Consider the following 16,492-nt stretch of genomic DNA (forward strand, 5'->3'; position numbering starts at 1 on the left):
GCGGCAAGTACGAGAACCAGATCCTGCCCACCGGCATGTCCGCAGGCACGCCCCAAGAAGCCCTCGACTGCGCCTGCGACCTCTACCTCAGCCACTGACCCTCGAAGGACTTACAGGCAGAACCACTAAGCTGAACGAGGCGATCGCGGATGTGGTCAACGCGCACGCCCGGCTGGACATGTCGCAGGCGTGGGGAAACGGCACCACCGTGGCCGCCGACGGCACCCACATGGACACCTACCTCAACAACCTGCTCGCCGAGACCAGCGTCCGGCACGGAAAACCCGGAGGGATCGCCTACCACCACGTCGCCGACACCTACATCGCGCTGTTCACCCGATTTATCCCCTGTGGGGTGTGGGAGGCGGTCTACATCATCGACGGACTGTTGCAGAACGCCTCGGAGGTCAAGCCGACCACGATCCATGCCGATACCCAAGGCCAGAGCTTCCCGGTCTTCACGCTGGCGCACCTGCTGGGGTTTGAGCTGATGCCGCGCATCCGCAACTGGAAGGACCTGACCTTCTACCGGCCCGGCCGCGCCACCCGCTACCAGCACATCGACGCGCTGTTCGGCGAGCCGGGCAAGAACGTCATCGACTGGCCGCTGATTGAGACCCACTTCCGGGACCTGCTGCGGGTGGCGGTCTCCATCCGGGAGAACGCCATCTCCTCCACGCTGCTGCTGCGCCGCCTGCGTTCCGGCTCGCGCAAGAACGCCCACTACGCCGCCTTCCGCGAGGTCGGGCGGGTGATCAGAACCGTGCAACTGCTGCGGTATCTGTCGGACGCGCCGCTGCGCCGGCGGGTGACCGCGGCGACCAACAAGGTCGAGGCCTACAACGGCTTCGCCGAGTGGCTGCACTTCGGCCAGCGCGGGGTGATCGCCGACAACGACCCCATCGAGCAGGAGAAGGCGATGAAGTACAACTCGCTGCTCACCAACTGCGTGATCTTCCACAACACCCTCGACATCGCCGATGTGGTCCGGCAACTGCAAGCCGAGGGCTGGAAGATCGAACCCGAGGACCTGGCCGAGGTCTCCCCCTACCTGACCGAGCACATCATGCGGTTCGGCGAGTACTCCACCCACGAGCTCGGCATCACCCCCGAGGCGTACGAGCCCCGCCTGGACATCGACTTCACCCGGCTGCACGATGGGTCGGCTGACACGCCTTGAACGTCAGCCGGACGTCGGCTTCAGCGATCTGTGCCAGATCATCACATCAGATGCCGGTAGACAAGTCGGTGGCGAGGCTGGGTCCGAATGGGCCAAGCCTGTGTGCAAGGACTACTTCCGGGCGTTGCTGGATTCGGGCGCTTTAGGCTGGCTGGCTGGCTGCCGGGAAACGCAGTCATGGGATCCAGGGTATGGCTTGAAAACGTCCCATGGGAACGGGATCACGGCTTTCCTGTTGTCGCCGGGAGCCGATGATAATCGCGACCGGCCGCCTTTTCCTAGACGGCGGCCGGTCGTCATTCAGTTACCCGTCCTGTGACGTCGGTAGTCGAGTTTTCGTCCGATCACCACGGACCAACGTCCGGCATGGTCGCAAGCCTGTCGTTGTACATGAATCCGGCCTCCCATCCAGTCCGATCGTGACTGACAAGCTAATCTGCGCCTCTCAACGTGTCAAGGAATTGGATCATGGCATACCAAACCCATTTGAGTTTGACTCATGTCGACTATGGAGTAGACCATGGCACACAGCGAGCAGCCAAAGAGGGTGTTACGGGCATGCCTCAATCCTTGTAAAATGCGAGCCGGAAATACAGCGGAGGATGGGCGGAGAATGTGGAAAGCCGGACGGAAGATTCCCGTTCCCGATGTCACGGTGCATAAGCTGGTAGAAGAGCAGGTGCGCCAGCGGCCGTCCGAGGTAGCACTAGTCGGCAGTGCGAAGCGGACGACCTATGGGCAGCTCAACAACTACGCCAATGGCCTAGCGGCGACATTGCTGCGAAGAGGGGTAGGGCAAGGGAGCATAGTGGCGATCGCGCTCCCGCGCGGTCCGCACATGGTCGCCGCGATGCTGGCGGTGCTGAAATCGGGAGCTGCCTATGTGTTCCTGGATCCGACATATCCGCAGAGCCGCCTGAAATTCATGCGAGAGAACTCTTCTGCCAACGTTCTCGTCACGGCCGAGGAGGCGGCTTCTCGCATGCCCTTCGCTCATCCCAACACCATTCTTCTCGATCTGGATATGGCGCCCGGCCACGCACCGGTAGTGCCCGACCCGAAAGAGGAGATTCCGCCCGGCCGTGTTGCCTATATTGTATACACCTCGGGTTCGACGGGGGACCCAAAAGGGGTGCCGATAACACATCGCAGCCTCGTAGGCTACCTGGTAGCAGGTGCGGATGAAACCGAACCGCATGCTGCGGACACTGTGCTGCAGCTCGTCAATCCTTCCTTCGACCCATGCCAACGAGAAGTATTCGGAGCCCTGTCGGCAGGGGCAAGCCTCTACCTCCTCGATCGGTTGGACGAAAGAACACCAGAAGCGGTGGCGAGACTTCTCTCCTCAGGTGAGATCACCGTCCTGGCGGCGATGGCGCCGACCATGCTCGAGGCGATGTTGGCGGTGGCCGAGGAAGAGGACCTCCGATGGCGATTGCGAGTGATCGCTATTTCCGGCGAACCGCTGTACATGCCTACGCTTCGTCGGCTGAGGTCACGGGTAACGGATGATTGCAGGATCTTCAACCAGTACGGCATGGCGGAATGCACCATGATCTCGACGCGGTGGGAGGCCCTCCGGTCTGATCCTCTCGTCGGTTCGCAGGCACCGATCGGGCGGCCCATCCCCAACGTGGAGATTGTCTTGTTGGACGATGAGGGCAGGCCGATCGGACAGGACACCGGCGAGGCTGGTGAGCTCTTGGTGAGCGGTGTCGGCGTGGCCGGTGGCTATCTCGGCGATCCGGTGTTGTCCCAGCGGAAGTTCGTCGCCGATCCTTTCGGCTCGGGAAATACGGTGTACCGGACGGGTGACCTGGCGCGTTGGCTGCCGGACGGAAACCTCGAATATGCCGGACGGACTGATCTTCAGGCGAAACCGCGTGGCACACGCATGGAGATGGGTGAGATCGACGCGGGGCTGCTGTCATACGACAAGATCCAGCAGGCCGTTGCGACCACGGCTTCGGACCCGCACGGCGATCTGCGACTGGTGGCATACGTCGTACCCGCTCCCGGCAGCGGCCCGCTCTTCGTGGACGAATTACGCGCATATCTGCGGACACGGCTGCCGTCGTCGAGGATCCCTGAGATCTTCGTGGAGATCAGTGAGCTCCCGGTGACTCCGCACGGAAAGGTTGACCGATCGAGACTCCCGGAACCAGTGAGAGAGCGGCCTCCTTTGACTTATCCCCTTGTGCTGCCATCCACCCAGGTGGAGGAGACGCTCAGGTCGATCTGGTCCGACGTGCTCGGGATGGACTCCATCGGCGTAACCGATGACTTCTTCGACTTGGGCGGTCATCCCTATCTCGCCGCGCGCATCGCCATGAGGGTCCGCACCTGTCTACGCGTGTCGATCAACACAGGAGACGTGCTCCAGGCGCCCACGATTCAACACTTGGCGAAGCTGATCGAAGAGCAGGCATAGGCAACCCCTCATGCAATCGGGCCCCCACGAGAAACACCTGCCGGTCGAAACCTCCAGTGGGCGAACCGGCGCGCCGCCCAGACCCCGTCACCTGGCAATCACGCCCGTCGTCCTCGGCGTGGTCTTCGGAAGTTGTCTCAGCGCGCTCAACGTCATACTGGCCTTCAAAGTAGGGACTGGGTTCGGCGGTGCGATCGTCACCGTTCTTCTCGGCGGCGCCGCTCTGCGCCTGCTGCGGAAGCTGAACTGGCGGACCCTCTTCCTCACCTACGCGATCGCCTCGGGGGGCACCTTGGCGGTCACCGCGATCGACACGAGCATCGGCGCTGGTCTCCTGGGGGGTGCCCCACCGCCATCTTGGATGTTTCTCATCGGCGCCGGACTTCTGGCGAACCTCCTGGGCCTCCTTCTGGGCATCGCCCTGGCCCCCTCGATCATCAACGACCACAGCCTGAAGTATCCGGCGCTGTGGCCGGTCATCGACCTCATGCACGCTCTTACCGGTTCAGGCGAGCGCGAGGCCGGAATCAAGGAACAGCGCCTCATTCTTGTCGGCGCCGTCGTTGCGGCCGGCCTCTCGTTCGCGGCCGCACTCGTCGGCCGCGACTCCCTGCCGTTGGCTCCCGGCGTGTCGCCCTACCTCGCTCTGTCGTTGTCGCCGATGCTTTTCGGGCTCGGGATGCGAATATCCGGGAGCGCCACGGTCTGGATCGGCGTCGGGGCGGTCTACTCCCTCATCGTCTGGTCCGCCAATGTGCTGTGGGGATCGCCTCAACCCGGGGCTGCCTATATCGAGCATCTGGGTTCGCCCTGGATCCTCGCCGTCGGAGTAGGCCTGCTATTGGGCTACGCCTGTGGCTTTCTGGCAAAACTGGTAGGCGGGAAGCGCAGTGTGGTCACCGGGGCGATACGTGGGAGAAGCGCCCGGTGGCGGGTCACGGCGGCGGGTGGAGCCGCCGTGATGGCGGGATGTGTCGTGGCACTGTCCCGCTGGCTGCCGCTGACCTACCTGATGACCGCCCTCATCTTCGCCGTCCTCGCCCCTCTCTTCGCTGTCCTCATGAACCGGGTCAACGCTGCGATAGGAATAGCGCCTACGGGCGTCTTTCAGTACCTCACCCTCGTCATTCTCGCGTTGTTGCACGTGCCGGCGGGGTCGGCGTATCTGCTCATCGGCCTGATCTGCTGCTCGGCGCTGGCGTCGGCGTACTTCATCGAGGCTGCCAAGGTGGCTTCCACAGCACCGGCACCCGACGCGCCACGCACCCACCAGCTCTTCACCTACCAGGTGATCGGTAGCGTCGCCGGCGTGGGAACGGGCATCACCCTGCTGTTCCTGGTCAGCGAACTGGGAAACATCGGCACCGCCGCTTTTCCCGCTCCCACGTCGACGGCCCTGGACTTTCTGAACTCCCTGCTCAGGGGGTCGCAGGACTATGCGCAGTCGACGACGGTCTTCCTCGCCGCGGCGGGTCTGGCTGGCATGGCTCTCGCCTGGTCACCAGCGCTTCCTACCATGCTGGGCCTGGGGGTGTTGCTGCCGGCCGCGACCTCCATCGCCATCCTGCTCGGCAGTGTGACGAAAATGGCGACGCAACGCCATAGAAGGGATCAGGGCGCCTTCGCGTCCACCCTGGGCTCCGGCCTGATCCTAGGCGGCGGCATCGCGAACGCGTTACTTCTGCCGATTCAGGTTCTCACCTCATAAGTGCAGCAAAGGACGGAGTGCCATGGACTTGGAGCCGAGCGAAGAACGCGTGGGAGTGGACAGCAGATACACCTGGCGCTACCCGCTCCCGCCCTCGGCGGACGGTCGTCGAGGTGAACGGCTCAGAGAAGTGCGCTCTGTCTGGTATCTGGGACTTCCGCTCACCTCCGCTCATCGAGGCAGCCACTCCGGTGGCGGCGCCCCGATCGCAGGGGGTGGCGACCAGGCTCGATACGAGAACGAGGGTACGGTGTATCCGCACGCCTCGCTGGTCGAAATGATCACCTATCATCATCATTGCTTCCCGGACGTCGAATGGCGCTACCTTGACGTGAGTCATCTCGGGTGGCCGGAGATACGTGATCTCATCCACCGCGATCCGCCGGACGTTGCCGCATTCAGCGTTTACTCCGCGACGGCCGTCTGGGCCCTGATAATCGCGGCCGAGATCAAGCGGGTGAAGTCCGCGGCGATCGTCGTGTTCGGCAACGACCATGCGTCTGCGGGAGAAGACCCTCTACCGCCTCCTATTCGAGACCGCCGCCCGAGCTGAGGAAATCCTCGCCCTCAACATCGAGGATCTGGACCTGACCGCCCGCCAGGCGCGGGTCAAGGCCAAGGGCGCCCGCGCCAAGACTCGCCGCCGCGGCCAGGCACGCGAGGACTTCGTCCTGGAGACTGTCTACTGGGACGCCGGCGCCGCCCGGCTGCTACCCCGACTGCTCAAAGGCCGAACCCGCGGTCCGGTCTTCGTCACCCACCGCCGCCCCGGCCCCGGCAAGGTCATCGGTCCCCGCGACGTCTGCCCCGACACCGGCCTGGCCCGCCTGTCCTATGGCCAGGCCCGCGCCCTGCTGGACGAGCACACCGCGCTGAACGGTCCCGGCACGGGGTGGGATCTGCACGAATTCCGCCATTCGGCGCTGACCCACCTGGGCGAGGCGGGTGCGAGCCTGCTGATGCTGATGGCCAAGTCCCGGCACAAGAAGCCGGAGAATCTGCGGCGCTACTTCAAGCCCTCCCCGGACGCCATCGCGGAGATCACCAGCTTGCTCGCCCCTCGAACCAGCGGCTGACCTGCCTCGACTCGGTAAACCATGATCGCAATTGTGGGTTTTGGGCTTATCTTGGCTGGACCCCTCATCCACTTGGTGGACGCCTCGCTCGACTGACCCACTTGGTCCAGTTTTGGAACTCACATGGTGATGGCTTGCACCAGTCGATTTGCATGTAGAAACCGATCGGTTTACGGTGGGGGAAACCGATCGGTTTCTCATTGCGGAGGTAGTCGTGACAACAATCAAGGGCGCCAACGTCTTCGTCACCGGAGGCGGCCGGGGTATCGGCAAGGTGCTGGTCGAGGAGCTCTACGCGCGCGGCGCCGGCAAGGTCTACGCCACGGCGCGTGACCCGCGTTCGGTGACGCACCCCGATGCCGTTCCGCTGGCGCTCGAGGTCACCGACCCCGCATCCGTGGCGGCCGCCGCCGAGCAGGCCCAGGACGTCACCATCCTGATCAACAACGCCGGCGCCTCGGTTCGCGCTTCGTACCTCGACTCCCCGATGGAGGACGTGCGCCGGGACCTGGAGACCAACTTCTACGGGCCGCTGCTGGTCACCCGGGCTTTCGCGCCGATCATCGAGCGCAACGGCGGGGGCCACATCCTCAACGTCCACTCCGCCCTGTCCTGGCTGGCCGACGGCACGCCCTACAGCGCCTCCAAAGCCGCCCTGTGGTCGCAGACCAATTCTTTGCGCCTGGAGTTGCGGCCGCGCGGCATCGCGGTGACCGGGCTCCACGTGGCCTACGTGGACACCGATATGACGTCGGGTATCGACGCACCCAAGGCCGATCCCCGCGATGTCGCCGTGGCCGCGCTCGACGGCATCGAGGCAGGGGAACACGAGGTGCTGGCCGACGACACCACGCGCTGGGTCAAGTCGCAGCTGTCCGCCGGCCTGGAAGCCATGTACGCCCAGCTGAAGAAGTAGCACGCACTCGCCGACCTCAAGGGGATCCTTGTGGAAAGTTCGCTCACCCACCGCTTCGTCGATGTGAACGGGGTCAGGCCGCACATCGCCGAGCAGGGGCAGGGACCGCCCGTAGCGAGCAGCCGCCGGACGTCACCTCCTACACCCTGCTCCACCTCGTCGGCGACGTGACCGCCCTGATCGAGGAGCTGGAGAGGAGCACGCGAGCGAGGTCACTTACGTTCCGCGCATCCGGGAACTGGCGACTGCCTGAGCCGATGGGCGCTCCAGAGCACGGAAACGCCTTTGTGCCTGTCTCCCAGACTCTTGCCCTGATCGGTGGGGCGATGACGGTCCGGTCAGGAGGTGAACCGTCCGCTCGGCACGACCATGTACTGCCGCAGGTACAGGTCGCGGAAGCTCACCGGACCGCGTGGGCCGGGCACCCGGTCGATGTTGATACCGGTCTCTGGCAGCCGCAGCAGCTTGAAGCCGTCGAGGAGCCGTGTGGTGGAGTTCCAGAAGACCCCGGAGCCGGCGTAGGCGTCGATGAACTGCGCGGCCGCGGCCGGGTCCTCGGTCGCGATGGCGGCGGCCAGCCCAGATGTCTCTTCATTGGCGATTCGAGCGGCGTGCAGTGGGCCGTCGGCGGCGTCGACCGTCACGGTGGCCGCACGCTTCGAGTCGAGCGACCACTCATACCCGCGCGGGTGGGTATGCGGGGGCAGGGACGCGGTGACGCCCAGGCGGTCCAGGACCTCCAGAATGCCGGGAAGCCACTCGTCGTACACGGACTGGTCGATGAGCAGCAGATTGAGCCGGTTGCACACGCCCAACCGGTCCAGGCTGTCGGCGATCAGCCGGTGCACAGCCTTGTCGTCAGCCGCCGAATCCACGTAGAGGACCCCGCCGCCGTCGGCATGAGCGAGGGTACGCACGCCATGCCGGGCGGCCTCACGGCCGAGGTCGCGGGTGCTGTCCCCGCTTCCACGCAGGATGACCAGAGGAATCAGCTCAGGCAGGGACACCAGCGCATACGCCGCCGAACGGTTTTCGCTGGGAACCAGCTGGACGGCGTCCGGATCCAGGCCGGCCTCGCGGAGGGCCGGCGCGATCACCTGGTCCACCATGGCCCGAGACGAGCGGAGCGCGGCCGAACCGGTGCGGAGCACGCCTGCGTTGCGTGACTTGAGAAACTGGGACGCGATGTCGAGGGTCACGTTCGGACGCGCCTCGAAGTTCGCGCCGATGACGCCCACCGGCCGGCGACGTTCCAGCAGGGTGAGGCCGTCCGAACGCTCCTCCAGGACCTTGTCCCGAGGCTCGTGCGGCACATCCGCCAGCGTGCGCAACTCGGCGGCCATGGCCTCCAGCCGCGGGCCGGTCAACCGCAGACGGTCCTGAAGGGCGGGCGACATCCCGGCGGACACGGCCGCGGCGAGGTCTTCCTCGTTGGCGGACACGAGGGCGTGCCGCGCCGCCGGCAACCGCTCCGCCATGCCGCGCAGCGCGGCGTCGATGTCCGTGTCCGTCGCGCGTTCGAGGGTCGCGCAGCTCTGCTTGGCCCGGATCGCGCAGGCACGCACCGTATCTACGGTGGAGCGGGTCTGACGGTTGGCGTCGCTGATCAAGGGGTGTCCTTCTGCGGCCGGGCGCGTTGGCGAGTTCACGAGGATTGTAGCATCGTTCAACAATCCTCAAGGAGCGGTCTGGTTTGCCGTGCGGCCGGGCGTGGCTTGCCTCTGACCCCTGATGTGAGTCTTAACGTGGCCAGGGTGGCCCGTGCGTTCACGGTCTATGGGCTCGGGACGGGCGGCCACACCGTAGAGGGAGGAATCGCGATGTCGACTCTGGGAATCATCGGAAGCGGAAACATCGGGTCGGCGGTGGCGCGGCTGGCGGTGGCGGCCGACATCGACGTGGTGATCGCCAACTCGCGTGGCCCGCAGAGTCTGGCAGGCCTGGTCAAGGAGCTGGGGTCGCGAGCTGTGGCAGGCACCGTGGAGCAGGCTGCGCGCGCCGGGGAGGCGACCTTGCTCAGCATCCCGCTGACCGCCTACAGGTCCGTGCCTGCCGAGCTGTTGCGGGGCCGGACCGTGCTGGACACCGGCAACTACTACCCCTCCCGCGACGGCCGGATCGCCGAACTCGACACCGAGAAGGTGACCACGACCGAGCTGGCTCAGCAGCTCTTGCCCGGTGCGCTGCTGGTCAAGGCATTCAACAACATCTTGGCCCACCACATCCCCCAGCTCGCCCGGCCCGCCGGGGCCCCGGACCGCAGCGCCCTGCCCATCGCCGGCGATGACCCCGGCGCGAAGGCTCGGGCAGCCGAGCTGATCGACCGGCTCGGCTTCGACACCGTCGACGCCGGAACCCTCGCCAACAGCTGGCGCTTCGAGCCCGAGTCCGGCGCCTACACCCAGATCTACCTCGCCGACCCCGACGTGCCGTTCGAGCGCATGCTCCAGGCCCCCGCCGCACCGCTGCCGGCCGGCAAGCTGCGCGCCGCGTTGGAGGCGAGCCGGCGGGTGAAGGTCGCCGAGCGCGCCTTCTAAAGGCTCGCACCGGGCCCCCGCCGGCACGCAGGACCCCGCAGCGGCACGACTCCTGAAACTCAGCGATTTCCACACCGGCGGCGACGCTCGGCCGAGGCGTCCTTCCTACGGCGATCTCTCATGTGCCCGGGGGGCGACTGTCCTGGGCTCATTCACTTGCTGCGGGTGTCAGGGACATCTTCCAGAAAGCGGCGTAGCGGCCGCTGCGGCGCAGTAGCTCGTCGTGGTCGCCTTCTTCCACGATGCGGCCGCGGTCCAGGAAAGCGATGCGGTCGGCGCGTTGGACGGTCCGGAGCCGGTGCGCCACCATCACCACGGTCCGGCCTGCCATCAGGCGCTCGATGCCGTCGTGGACGGCGGCCTCGTTGACCGGGTCGAGTGCGGAGGTCACTTCGTCCAGCAGCACGACGGGCGCGTTCTTCAACAGCGCTCGTGCGATCGAGACCCGCTGGCGTTCGCCGCCCGACAACCGTGTGCCGGCCTCGCCGACGTTCGTCGCCCATCCGCCGGGCAGTCGCTCGATCACCTCGTCCAGCCGCGCGGCCGTCGCTGCCGCGCGCACCTCTGCTTCGCCGGCGTCGGGGCGGCCGAGGCGCACGTTGTCCTCGATGGTGCCGTCGAAGAGATAGACGTCCTGGAAGACGATGGCGATCTGCGCCATCAGCGTCTCAGTGTTGATCGCGCGTACGTCCACGCCTCCCACGCGTACCGAGCCAGCGTTCACGTCGTAGAACCGCGCGAGCAACTGCAGCACGGTGCTCTTGCCTGCGCCCGACGGTCCGACGACGGCGAGCCGCGTCCCCTGGGGCACGGACAGCGACACGTTGTCGATCACGGTGTGGTCGCCGTGCCGGAAGGTGACGGACTCGAACTCCAGGTCATGGCGTTGCGGCTGGATCGGTTCGCGAGGTTCCGGCAGTGGCTTGGTGCGCAGCACGGTGTCGAGTCTGGCCAGTTCGGAACGTGCGCCGCGCAGTTTGCCGCCGATGTCCGTCAGTGACAGCAGTGGATCGGCGCAGCGGGCGGCGAGCACCAGGATCGCGAGAACCTCTGCCGCGCCGATGTTCCCACCGAGTGCGAGGTAGGCGCCCAGGACCAGCAGCACGGTGAACATGGTCTGCACCGTGAGCGTCAGGCCTACGGCGCCGGGCAGCGCCGACAGTACGGTGCGGCGGGAGGAACGCTGGAGTTCGTGCAGGGCGTCGTCGAGCAGCCGGAAGCGTTCGACGGTCCGGCCGCCGGCGCGCAGCACCGGCTGGGCCTGGAGGTATTCGATGACGCGTCCGGTGGCCTCGTGGTCGCGTTCGGCGCTGTCGGCGTCGGTGGCGGCCATCGAGCGTGCCGTCAGGATCTGGATCGCCGCGATGATCGGGGCGGCGATCAACGCGGCCAGCCCCATCTGCCAGTTGACGGCGAGCATCACGGCAACGATCGTCAGGGGCGTGACGCAGGCGGTGATGAACGGGGCCAGCAGGTGCGCCGCCACGCCCATCGCCTGCAGGAGGCCGCGGCTGGCCATGACGGAGACCTCGCCGACGCGGCCGGCGCTGTACCAGCCGATGGGCAGTCGGGCGAGATGATCGCCGAGCCGGTGATACATGCCACGCAGCAGCGTGGTCCCGACGCGGAAACCGGATAAATCGCTGCGATAGCGCAGCGCCGCGTAGAGCGCGACCGCCGCCCCGAATACGATCAACCAGGGCCAGGCGTCGGCGGGGTTGCCGCCGAACAGGGCCCGCAGCACGGGAACCAGCAATGCGTAGGACAGGCCCTCGGCTATCGCGGTCGTGGTCATCAGGGCCACGGTGCGGCGCATCGGCTGGGCGTACTGGTCTCCCAGCACGCGCAGCAACATTCGAATCATCGGGGCTCGTCTCCTTGCGGTCCGCCACCGTGCTGTCCGCCGCTGTGGCTTGGGGTCTCGTCGGTGATCGCCGATCGGTGGGATCGCCAGAACGCGGCGAACCTTCCGTTCAGTGCCAGCAACTCGGCGGGCCTGCCACGCTCGACGATCACCCCGTCTTCCAGGACCACGACGGTGTCGGCGTCGGCGACCGTTTCCAGGCGGTGGGCGATGACCAGGATCGTCCGATCGGCGTCCAGCCTCGCCAGGGCCCGGCGCACCGCCTGCTCGGTCTGCGGGTCGGCGAAGGCGGTCGCCTCGTCCAGTACCAGAACGGGCGCGGCGGCCAGCAGCGCGCGGGCGAGCGAGATCCGCTGGGCTTCGCCACCCGACAGTCCGGCGTCTTCTCCGAGCACCGTCTGGTATCCCCGCGGCAGTTCGAGAACGCGTTCATGAATATTGGCCAGCCGGGCGGCCCGGATGACGTCGTCGGGGTCGGCGTGCGGTACCGCCAGCGCGATGTTGTCCGTGACGGATGCGCGCAGCAGGCGAACATCCTGGAAGACGAAGGAGACCATCCGGAACAGCTCCCGGCTGCCGAGCTCGCGGAGGTCGACACCGCCCAGGACGACCGAGCCGTGGGTCGGGTCGAAGAAGCGCGGCAACAGCCGCACCAGCGTGGACTTTCCGCTTCCCGACGGCCCGACGATCGCGGTGACCGTCCCCGGTTCGAGCACCAGATCGATCCCGCGCAGCACCTCATGATCGGCTTCATAACCGAATCGGACGTCACGCAGTTCCACCCGGTGCCCCTGGGGTGTGACCGGGTGCGCAGGCTCCGGTAGCGACGGCACCGCGAGCACGTCCCGGATCCGGCCGACCGCGCGCCTGGCGGCCTGCAACTCGTCGAAGCCGTGGCCCAGAGCCGCCACCGGAGCGGTCAGTCCCAGTCCGAGCAGCAGGAAGGGCAGCAGGTCGGCCGCGGCCATCGAACCGGTCGTGAGCAGAGCCGCACCGCCGACCAGCACGACCAGCAGCACGAACGGCGGCGACAGCGCCAGCTGCATCCCCGCGGCGATCCCGGTGACACCGCGCACCCATCGGACAAAGACGCCGACGAAATCGTCCGCGGCCGTACGGAACGCACGGTGGGCGCGCTCGCCTCCACCGAACGCCTTGACCACCGAGATCCCCTGCACGAACTCCACGACCGAATCCGCGATCCGTCCCATCGCCGCGTCGAACTCCTCCTGCTCGCGCAGCCGTGACGGGGTCATCATCAGGGGGACCAGCGCCACGGCCAGCGCCACCGGGATCAGCGCGATCAGGGTGAGCCGCCAATCAACGGCGAACAAATAGGCCAGCGACACCAGCGGCACCACGAACGCGGAAACCAGCTCGCCGGGGGTGTGGGCGATGAACGGGTGCACCGCGCTCACGTCCTCCCCGACCACCTTGGCCAACTCGCCGGTCCGGCGCCGGGACAACCAGCCGATCGGCACGCGTCCCAGCCGCGCGGCCAGCCGCCGGCGCAACGACAGCTGCACCCGGCCGTCGAGGACATGCCCGAGCCCCGACGACGCGGCCGTGAACAGCAGCCGGACGAACAAGCCGGCCGCACCCGCGATCACCACGATCCAGACATGATCGTGATCGATCGGGCCGGGCGACAACAGAACACGACCTAATTCGACCACCGCCAGCAGCGGCGCCAGACCCGCGACAGCGCCGATCACCTGCAGCATCACCACGGCGGCGAAACTCCAGACATGAGGGCCCAACAGCCCCGCCAGGCTCTGCCCCGCCACCGATTCAGCATCAGGTGGTGTGGGCTGCTTCGTCGCCCCGGCAAGGTCGGTGGCGTTCATCGCTCTCCCGTCTCCGTCGATTTCGTCGTGACCAGGCACGTGGCCGGGCCGATGGTGGTTGAGGACAGGGTCCGTGAGGTCTGGCCTAGGCTTCGGTCCGCTTCTCTAGCCGGCTGCCACGCGGCAGGGTGACGGCCATGATGTTGCTGGGGATGTCCAGCTCGATGCGGTGCCATCGGCCACGCGGGACGATGGCGGCGGTTCCGGCCGTCAGCCTGATCTCCTCCTCCTGTTGTCCCGGCCGCTCCGGACGGAGGTAGAGGCGGATCTTCCCGATGAGGCAGGACACGACCTCCTCGGCCTCGGGGTGGACTTCCCAGTGGCCGGCGTGGACGTCGGCGCCGGTCTTCGCATGGAAGGCCGTCAGCTGCCAGCCGTCCTCGTCGGAGTCCAGGGGTCTTTTCCCGGCGTGAATCGTGCCGCCCTCGTGAAGCTGGAGAGTGGATGCGAAGAGATCGATCGGGGTAACAGACATGCCGAGACATCCTTCCTGCGATGATCTGCAATCTGGCGGGTTGCGGATGTGGGGGAGTGGCCGGCCTGACCGGCTTCGCGGCGGGCGATGCGTTGACCCGGGGCCGAGTTGGTGGGGGTTGCGGATCAGCGCGTCGCACGTTCGGCCGGGCAGTCCTAGTGGTGCCAGATCGGCGGTTTGCGGTCGGCCCAGCCCAGTGCGTTCTCCAGCTGTGCGGCGAGCCGCAGGAGTGTCGCCTCGTCGGCGGGGCGGCCGGTCAGCGTCACCCCGATCGGTAGCCCGTCGTCGTTCCAGTGCACCGGCAGGGAGATCGCGGGCTGGCCGGAGGCGTTCTGCCACGGGGCGTAGGCCACGTACTGGACAGCGCGGGCGAACTCCTCCTCCAGGTCGCCGCTCTGGGTGAACCATCCGGCCGGGCGCGGGCTGCAGGGGGCGGTGGGGGACAGCACCGCATCGTAGGCAGTGGTGCGCGCGACCATCTGGTGGGACGCGGTCTCGAGGACTCCGCGGGCGGCGACGAACCGGGTCGCGCTGAGCCGTCGGCCCCGCTCGCGCAGCCAGCGGGTGATCGGACGCAGCAGCGTCTCGCCTTCGGGCGGCACCGGCACCGACGCCGCCACCACCGCCCATACGTCGGCGAACGCGTCGACGAAAGCCGGGGCCACGGGCAGCTCGATGTCGGTCACCTCGTGTCCGGCCGCCGCCAACGCCGCGCTCGCCACTTCGTAGGCCGCCAGGCAGTCCGGCTCCAGGACGGTGTCGGTCAGCGTGGTCAGGAACCGGCCGATGCGCAGCCTGCCGGGCTCCTGCTCGGCGCATTCGGTGAACGAGACGTCGGGCCGCCGCACCGCGACCAGCGCACCCGGCTGCTCGACGGCCAGCGCGTCCAGCGCCGCCGCCGTGTCCCGCACCGTGCGGGAGATGGCGCCCTCCACTCCCACCCCGCCCGCGTCCGACGGATGCGGCCCGTCGAAGATGCGGCCCCGTGACGGCTTGAGCCCGACCAGCCCGCACGCGCCGGCGGGGATCCGGATCGACCCGCCGCCATCACTGGCGTGCGCGAAGGGCACCAGTCCGGCGCCGACCGCAGCGGCCGCGCCGCCGCTGGACCCGTGCGCCGAGCGGGTGGTGTCCCAGGGCGTGCGCGACTCGATCCCCTGGTCGGTCTCGCCGTGCGGCATCAGCGCGAACTCGGACGTGGTGGTCTTGCCGAGGCTGATCGTCCCCGCAGCGCGCAGCGCGGTCACCACGGCGGCGTCCACGTCCGGCACGAACCCTTTGAACGCCCGCGAGCCGTACGCGGTCGGCACACCAGCGGTCCAGGTCAGGTCCTTGATCGCGGTGGGTACCCCGTGCAGCGGGGGCAGCGCCGCATCGGACCGCACTGTGGCAGACCGCACCGCGTGTTCGGCCTGGCGTGCCTGAGCGCGCGCTCTCGTCGGTGACCGTGACGAACGCGCCGAGCTCGCCGTCCAGGCGGGCGATGCGGTCCAGGTAGTGGTCGACCAGCTCCACGGGGCTGACCTCGCCGCGTCTGATGGCCGCGGCCTGTTCGATGGCGGTGAGGTCGTGCAGTTGTGTCATGGGTGGCGGCTCCTCTTCCGTTCCGGGTCTGTCCGCGACTGCTTGCCCAATACTATGCGCGCGGTGCGTGCAATGGTGCGTGCATAGGTTAGATTTGTGTGTGGAAGAGACCGGAGGAGAGGGGTGGGATGGCAGGCCGACGGCGTTGGTCGACCGAGGAGATCCTGGATACGGCGACCGAGCTGCTGCGCACGCGTGACGCCGAGTCGTTCAGCATGCGCCAGCTCGCCGCCGCGCTCGGGACTGATTCCTCCAGCCTCTACCGGCACTTCCGCAACAAGACCGAGCTGCTGCGTGCGGTCACCGACCGGGTTCTCATCGCCGCCATGGACGGCTACCGTCCCGAGGGCGACTGGAGACAGCGCGTCACCGACGTGGCCATGCGTCTGTGGGAGGCCTTCGGCCAACATCCCCAGCTCGCCGCGCTCTGGGGCCGTTACGTATCAGGCGGCACCGGCTCCCGGCTGGTCATGGAGGAGACCCTGCAGGCCCTGCGGGCCTCGGGCCTGCCCGACCAGGAGATCCCAGGCCACTATCATCGGCTCGCGACCATGCTCCTCCCGTTGATCTCCTCCGGGGCGGCGGCCAACGCCATCACCCCCGAAGAGTACGAACAAGGCGTCGAGCTGTTCCGCGTCGCCGTCCTGGGCGCCGACCCCGAACGCTTCCCCGCCCTGGCGCACTTCGCCCGCGACCTCCAACCGGTCGGCGAAAACCGCCGCGCCGCGTTCGAAGAGATCCTCGCCGCCCATCTCGACCAGATCCAGGCCACGATCCCCCTGACCGGGCGATCGCGGCGATGATGCCGCCGGCGGCGGATCGTGCGCCGGAAGCGTTGCCCTCCGACCCAAATGCGTTGGCGTCGCAGTCCTCG

Annotated in this window: 12 protein-coding genes and 1 pseudogene; 8 read left to right on the top strand and 5 right to left on the bottom strand. The window is 67.4% G+C overall.

The annotated features are described in order from the left end of the window. Positions 1-127 precede the first annotated feature (127 nt). The 6 genes and pseudogenes from ETD86_RS33705 to ETD86_RS33730 form a co-directional block, all read left to right on the top strand. Positions 128-1,180 (top strand): annotated as a pseudogene (locus tag ETD86_RS33705) (transposase); the annotation flags it as partial. 613 nt (positions 1,181-1,793) lie between these two features. Further along, positions 1,794-3,611 carry a non-ribosomal peptide synthetase gene (locus ETD86_RS33710; protein ID WP_170223411.1) on the top strand — a complete coding sequence of 606 codons (1,818 nt, stop codon included), beginning with the start codon at positions 1,794-1,796 and terminating at the stop codon, positions 3,609-3,611. 10 nt (positions 3,612-3,621) lie between these two features. Next, positions 3,622-5,319 carry an OPT/YSL family transporter gene (locus ETD86_RS33715; protein ID WP_138670698.1) on the top strand — a complete coding sequence of 566 codons (1,698 nt, stop codon included), beginning with the start codon at positions 3,622-3,624 and terminating at the stop codon, positions 5,317-5,319. A 250-nt stretch (positions 5,320-5,569) separates the two neighbouring features. After that, positions 5,570-5,872, top strand: coding sequence for a hypothetical protein (locus ETD86_RS33720; protein WP_138670699.1), 303 nt, complete (start codon positions 5,570-5,572; stop codon positions 5,870-5,872). Then, entirely contained in the window at positions 5,814-6,395 is a 582-nt protein-coding gene (locus tag ETD86_RS33725) for a site-specific integrase (RefSeq protein WP_138670700.1), read from the top strand. The genes ETD86_RS33720 and ETD86_RS33725 overlap by 59 nt, the downstream gene beginning before the upstream one ends. A gap of 214 nt (positions 6,396-6,609) precedes the next feature. Then, on the top strand, positions 6,610-7,311 hold the full coding sequence (locus ETD86_RS33730; RefSeq protein WP_138670701.1) for an SDR family oxidoreductase: 702 nt from the start codon (positions 6,610-6,612) through the stop codon (positions 7,309-7,311). Positions 7,312-7,649: 338 nt separating this feature from the next. Here the strand turns inward: ETD86_RS33730 and ETD86_RS33740 are convergent, their stop codons facing one another. Continuing rightward, positions 7,650-8,921, bottom strand: coding sequence for an aldehyde dehydrogenase family protein (locus ETD86_RS33740; RefSeq protein WP_138670702.1), 1,272 nt, complete (start codon positions 8,919-8,921; stop codon positions 7,650-7,652). A gap of 210 nt (positions 8,922-9,131) precedes the next feature. Here ETD86_RS33740 and ETD86_RS33745 point away from each other — a divergent pair, with 210 nt between their 5' ends. Continuing rightward, complete coding sequence (locus ETD86_RS33745; protein ID WP_138670703.1) at positions 9,132-9,848, top strand: NADPH-dependent F420 reductase; 717 nt, start codon at positions 9,132-9,134, stop codon at positions 9,846-9,848. 148 nt (positions 9,849-9,996) lie between these two features. On the opposite strand, the gene ETD86_RS33750 is transcribed toward ETD86_RS33745, so the two are convergent. From ETD86_RS33750 to ETD86_RS33765, 4 genes are all read right to left on the bottom strand, one after another. Then, a complete protein-coding gene (locus ETD86_RS33750; protein ID WP_138670704.1) occupies positions 9,997-11,712 on the bottom strand; it encodes an ABC transporter ATP-binding protein in 1,716 nt (571 codons plus the stop codon). Continuing rightward, positions 11,709-13,559: an ABC transporter ATP-binding protein gene (locus ETD86_RS33755; RefSeq protein ID WP_138670705.1), complete on the bottom strand. Its 1,851-nt coding sequence runs from the start codon at positions 13,557-13,559 to the stop codon at positions 11,709-11,711. Before ETD86_RS33755 ends, ETD86_RS33750 begins: the two co-directional genes overlap by 4 nt. 85 nt (positions 13,560-13,644) lie before the next feature. After that, complete coding sequence (locus ETD86_RS33760) at positions 13,645-14,034, bottom strand: cupin domain-containing protein (protein WP_138670706.1); 390 nt, start codon at positions 14,032-14,034, stop codon at positions 13,645-13,647. A 155-nt stretch (positions 14,035-14,189) separates the two neighbouring features. Beyond that, entirely contained in the window at positions 14,190-15,419 is a 1,230-nt protein-coding gene (locus ETD86_RS33765) for an amidase (protein WP_246148603.1), read from the bottom strand. A gap of 327 nt (positions 15,420-15,746) precedes the next feature. On the opposite strand from ETD86_RS33765, the gene ETD86_RS33770 reads away from it, so the two are divergent. Continuing rightward, positions 15,747-16,421 (top strand): TetR/AcrR family transcriptional regulator, encoded by a 675-nt coding sequence (locus tag ETD86_RS33770; protein ID WP_138670707.1) that lies wholly within the window; start codon positions 15,747-15,749, stop codon positions 16,419-16,421. The last annotated feature ends 71 nt before the right edge of the window (positions 16,422-16,492 follow it).

This window comes from Nonomuraea turkmeniaca (genome assembly GCF_005889735.1).
Classification (GTDB): Bacteria; Actinomycetota; Actinomycetes; order Streptosporangiales; family Streptosporangiaceae; genus Nonomuraea; species Nonomuraea turkmeniaca.

Bases quoted from the DNA above. Each gene is read 5' to 3' on its own strand.
- ETD86_RS33710 (WP_170223411.1), top strand. From the start codon at position 1,794: ATGTGGAAAGCCGGACGGAAGATTCCCGTTCCCGATGTCACGGTGCAT.
- ETD86_RS33760 (WP_138670706.1), bottom strand. From the start codon at position 14,034: ATGTCTGTTACCCCGATCGATCTCTTCGCATCCACTCTCCAGCTTCAC.
- ETD86_RS33750 (WP_138670704.1), bottom strand. From the start codon at position 11,712: ATGATTCGAATGTTGCTGCGCGTGCTGGGAGACCAGTACGCCCAGCCG.
- ETD86_RS33755 (WP_138670705.1), bottom strand. From the start codon at position 13,559: ATGAACGCCACCGACCTTGCCGGGGCGACGAAGCAGCCCACACCACCT.
- ETD86_RS33715 (WP_138670698.1), top strand. From the start codon at position 3,622: ATGCAATCGGGCCCCCACGAGAAACACCTGCCGGTCGAAACCTCCAGT.
- ETD86_RS33745 (WP_138670703.1), top strand. From the start codon at position 9,132: ATGTCGACTCTGGGAATCATCGGAAGCGGAAACATCGGGTCGGCGGTG.
- ETD86_RS33770 (WP_138670707.1), top strand. From the start codon at position 15,747: ATGGCAGGCCGACGGCGTTGGTCGACCGAGGAGATCCTGGATACGGCG.
- ETD86_RS33725 (WP_138670700.1), top strand. From the start codon at position 5,814: ATGCGTCTGCGGGAGAAGACCCTCTACCGCCTCCTATTCGAGACCGCC.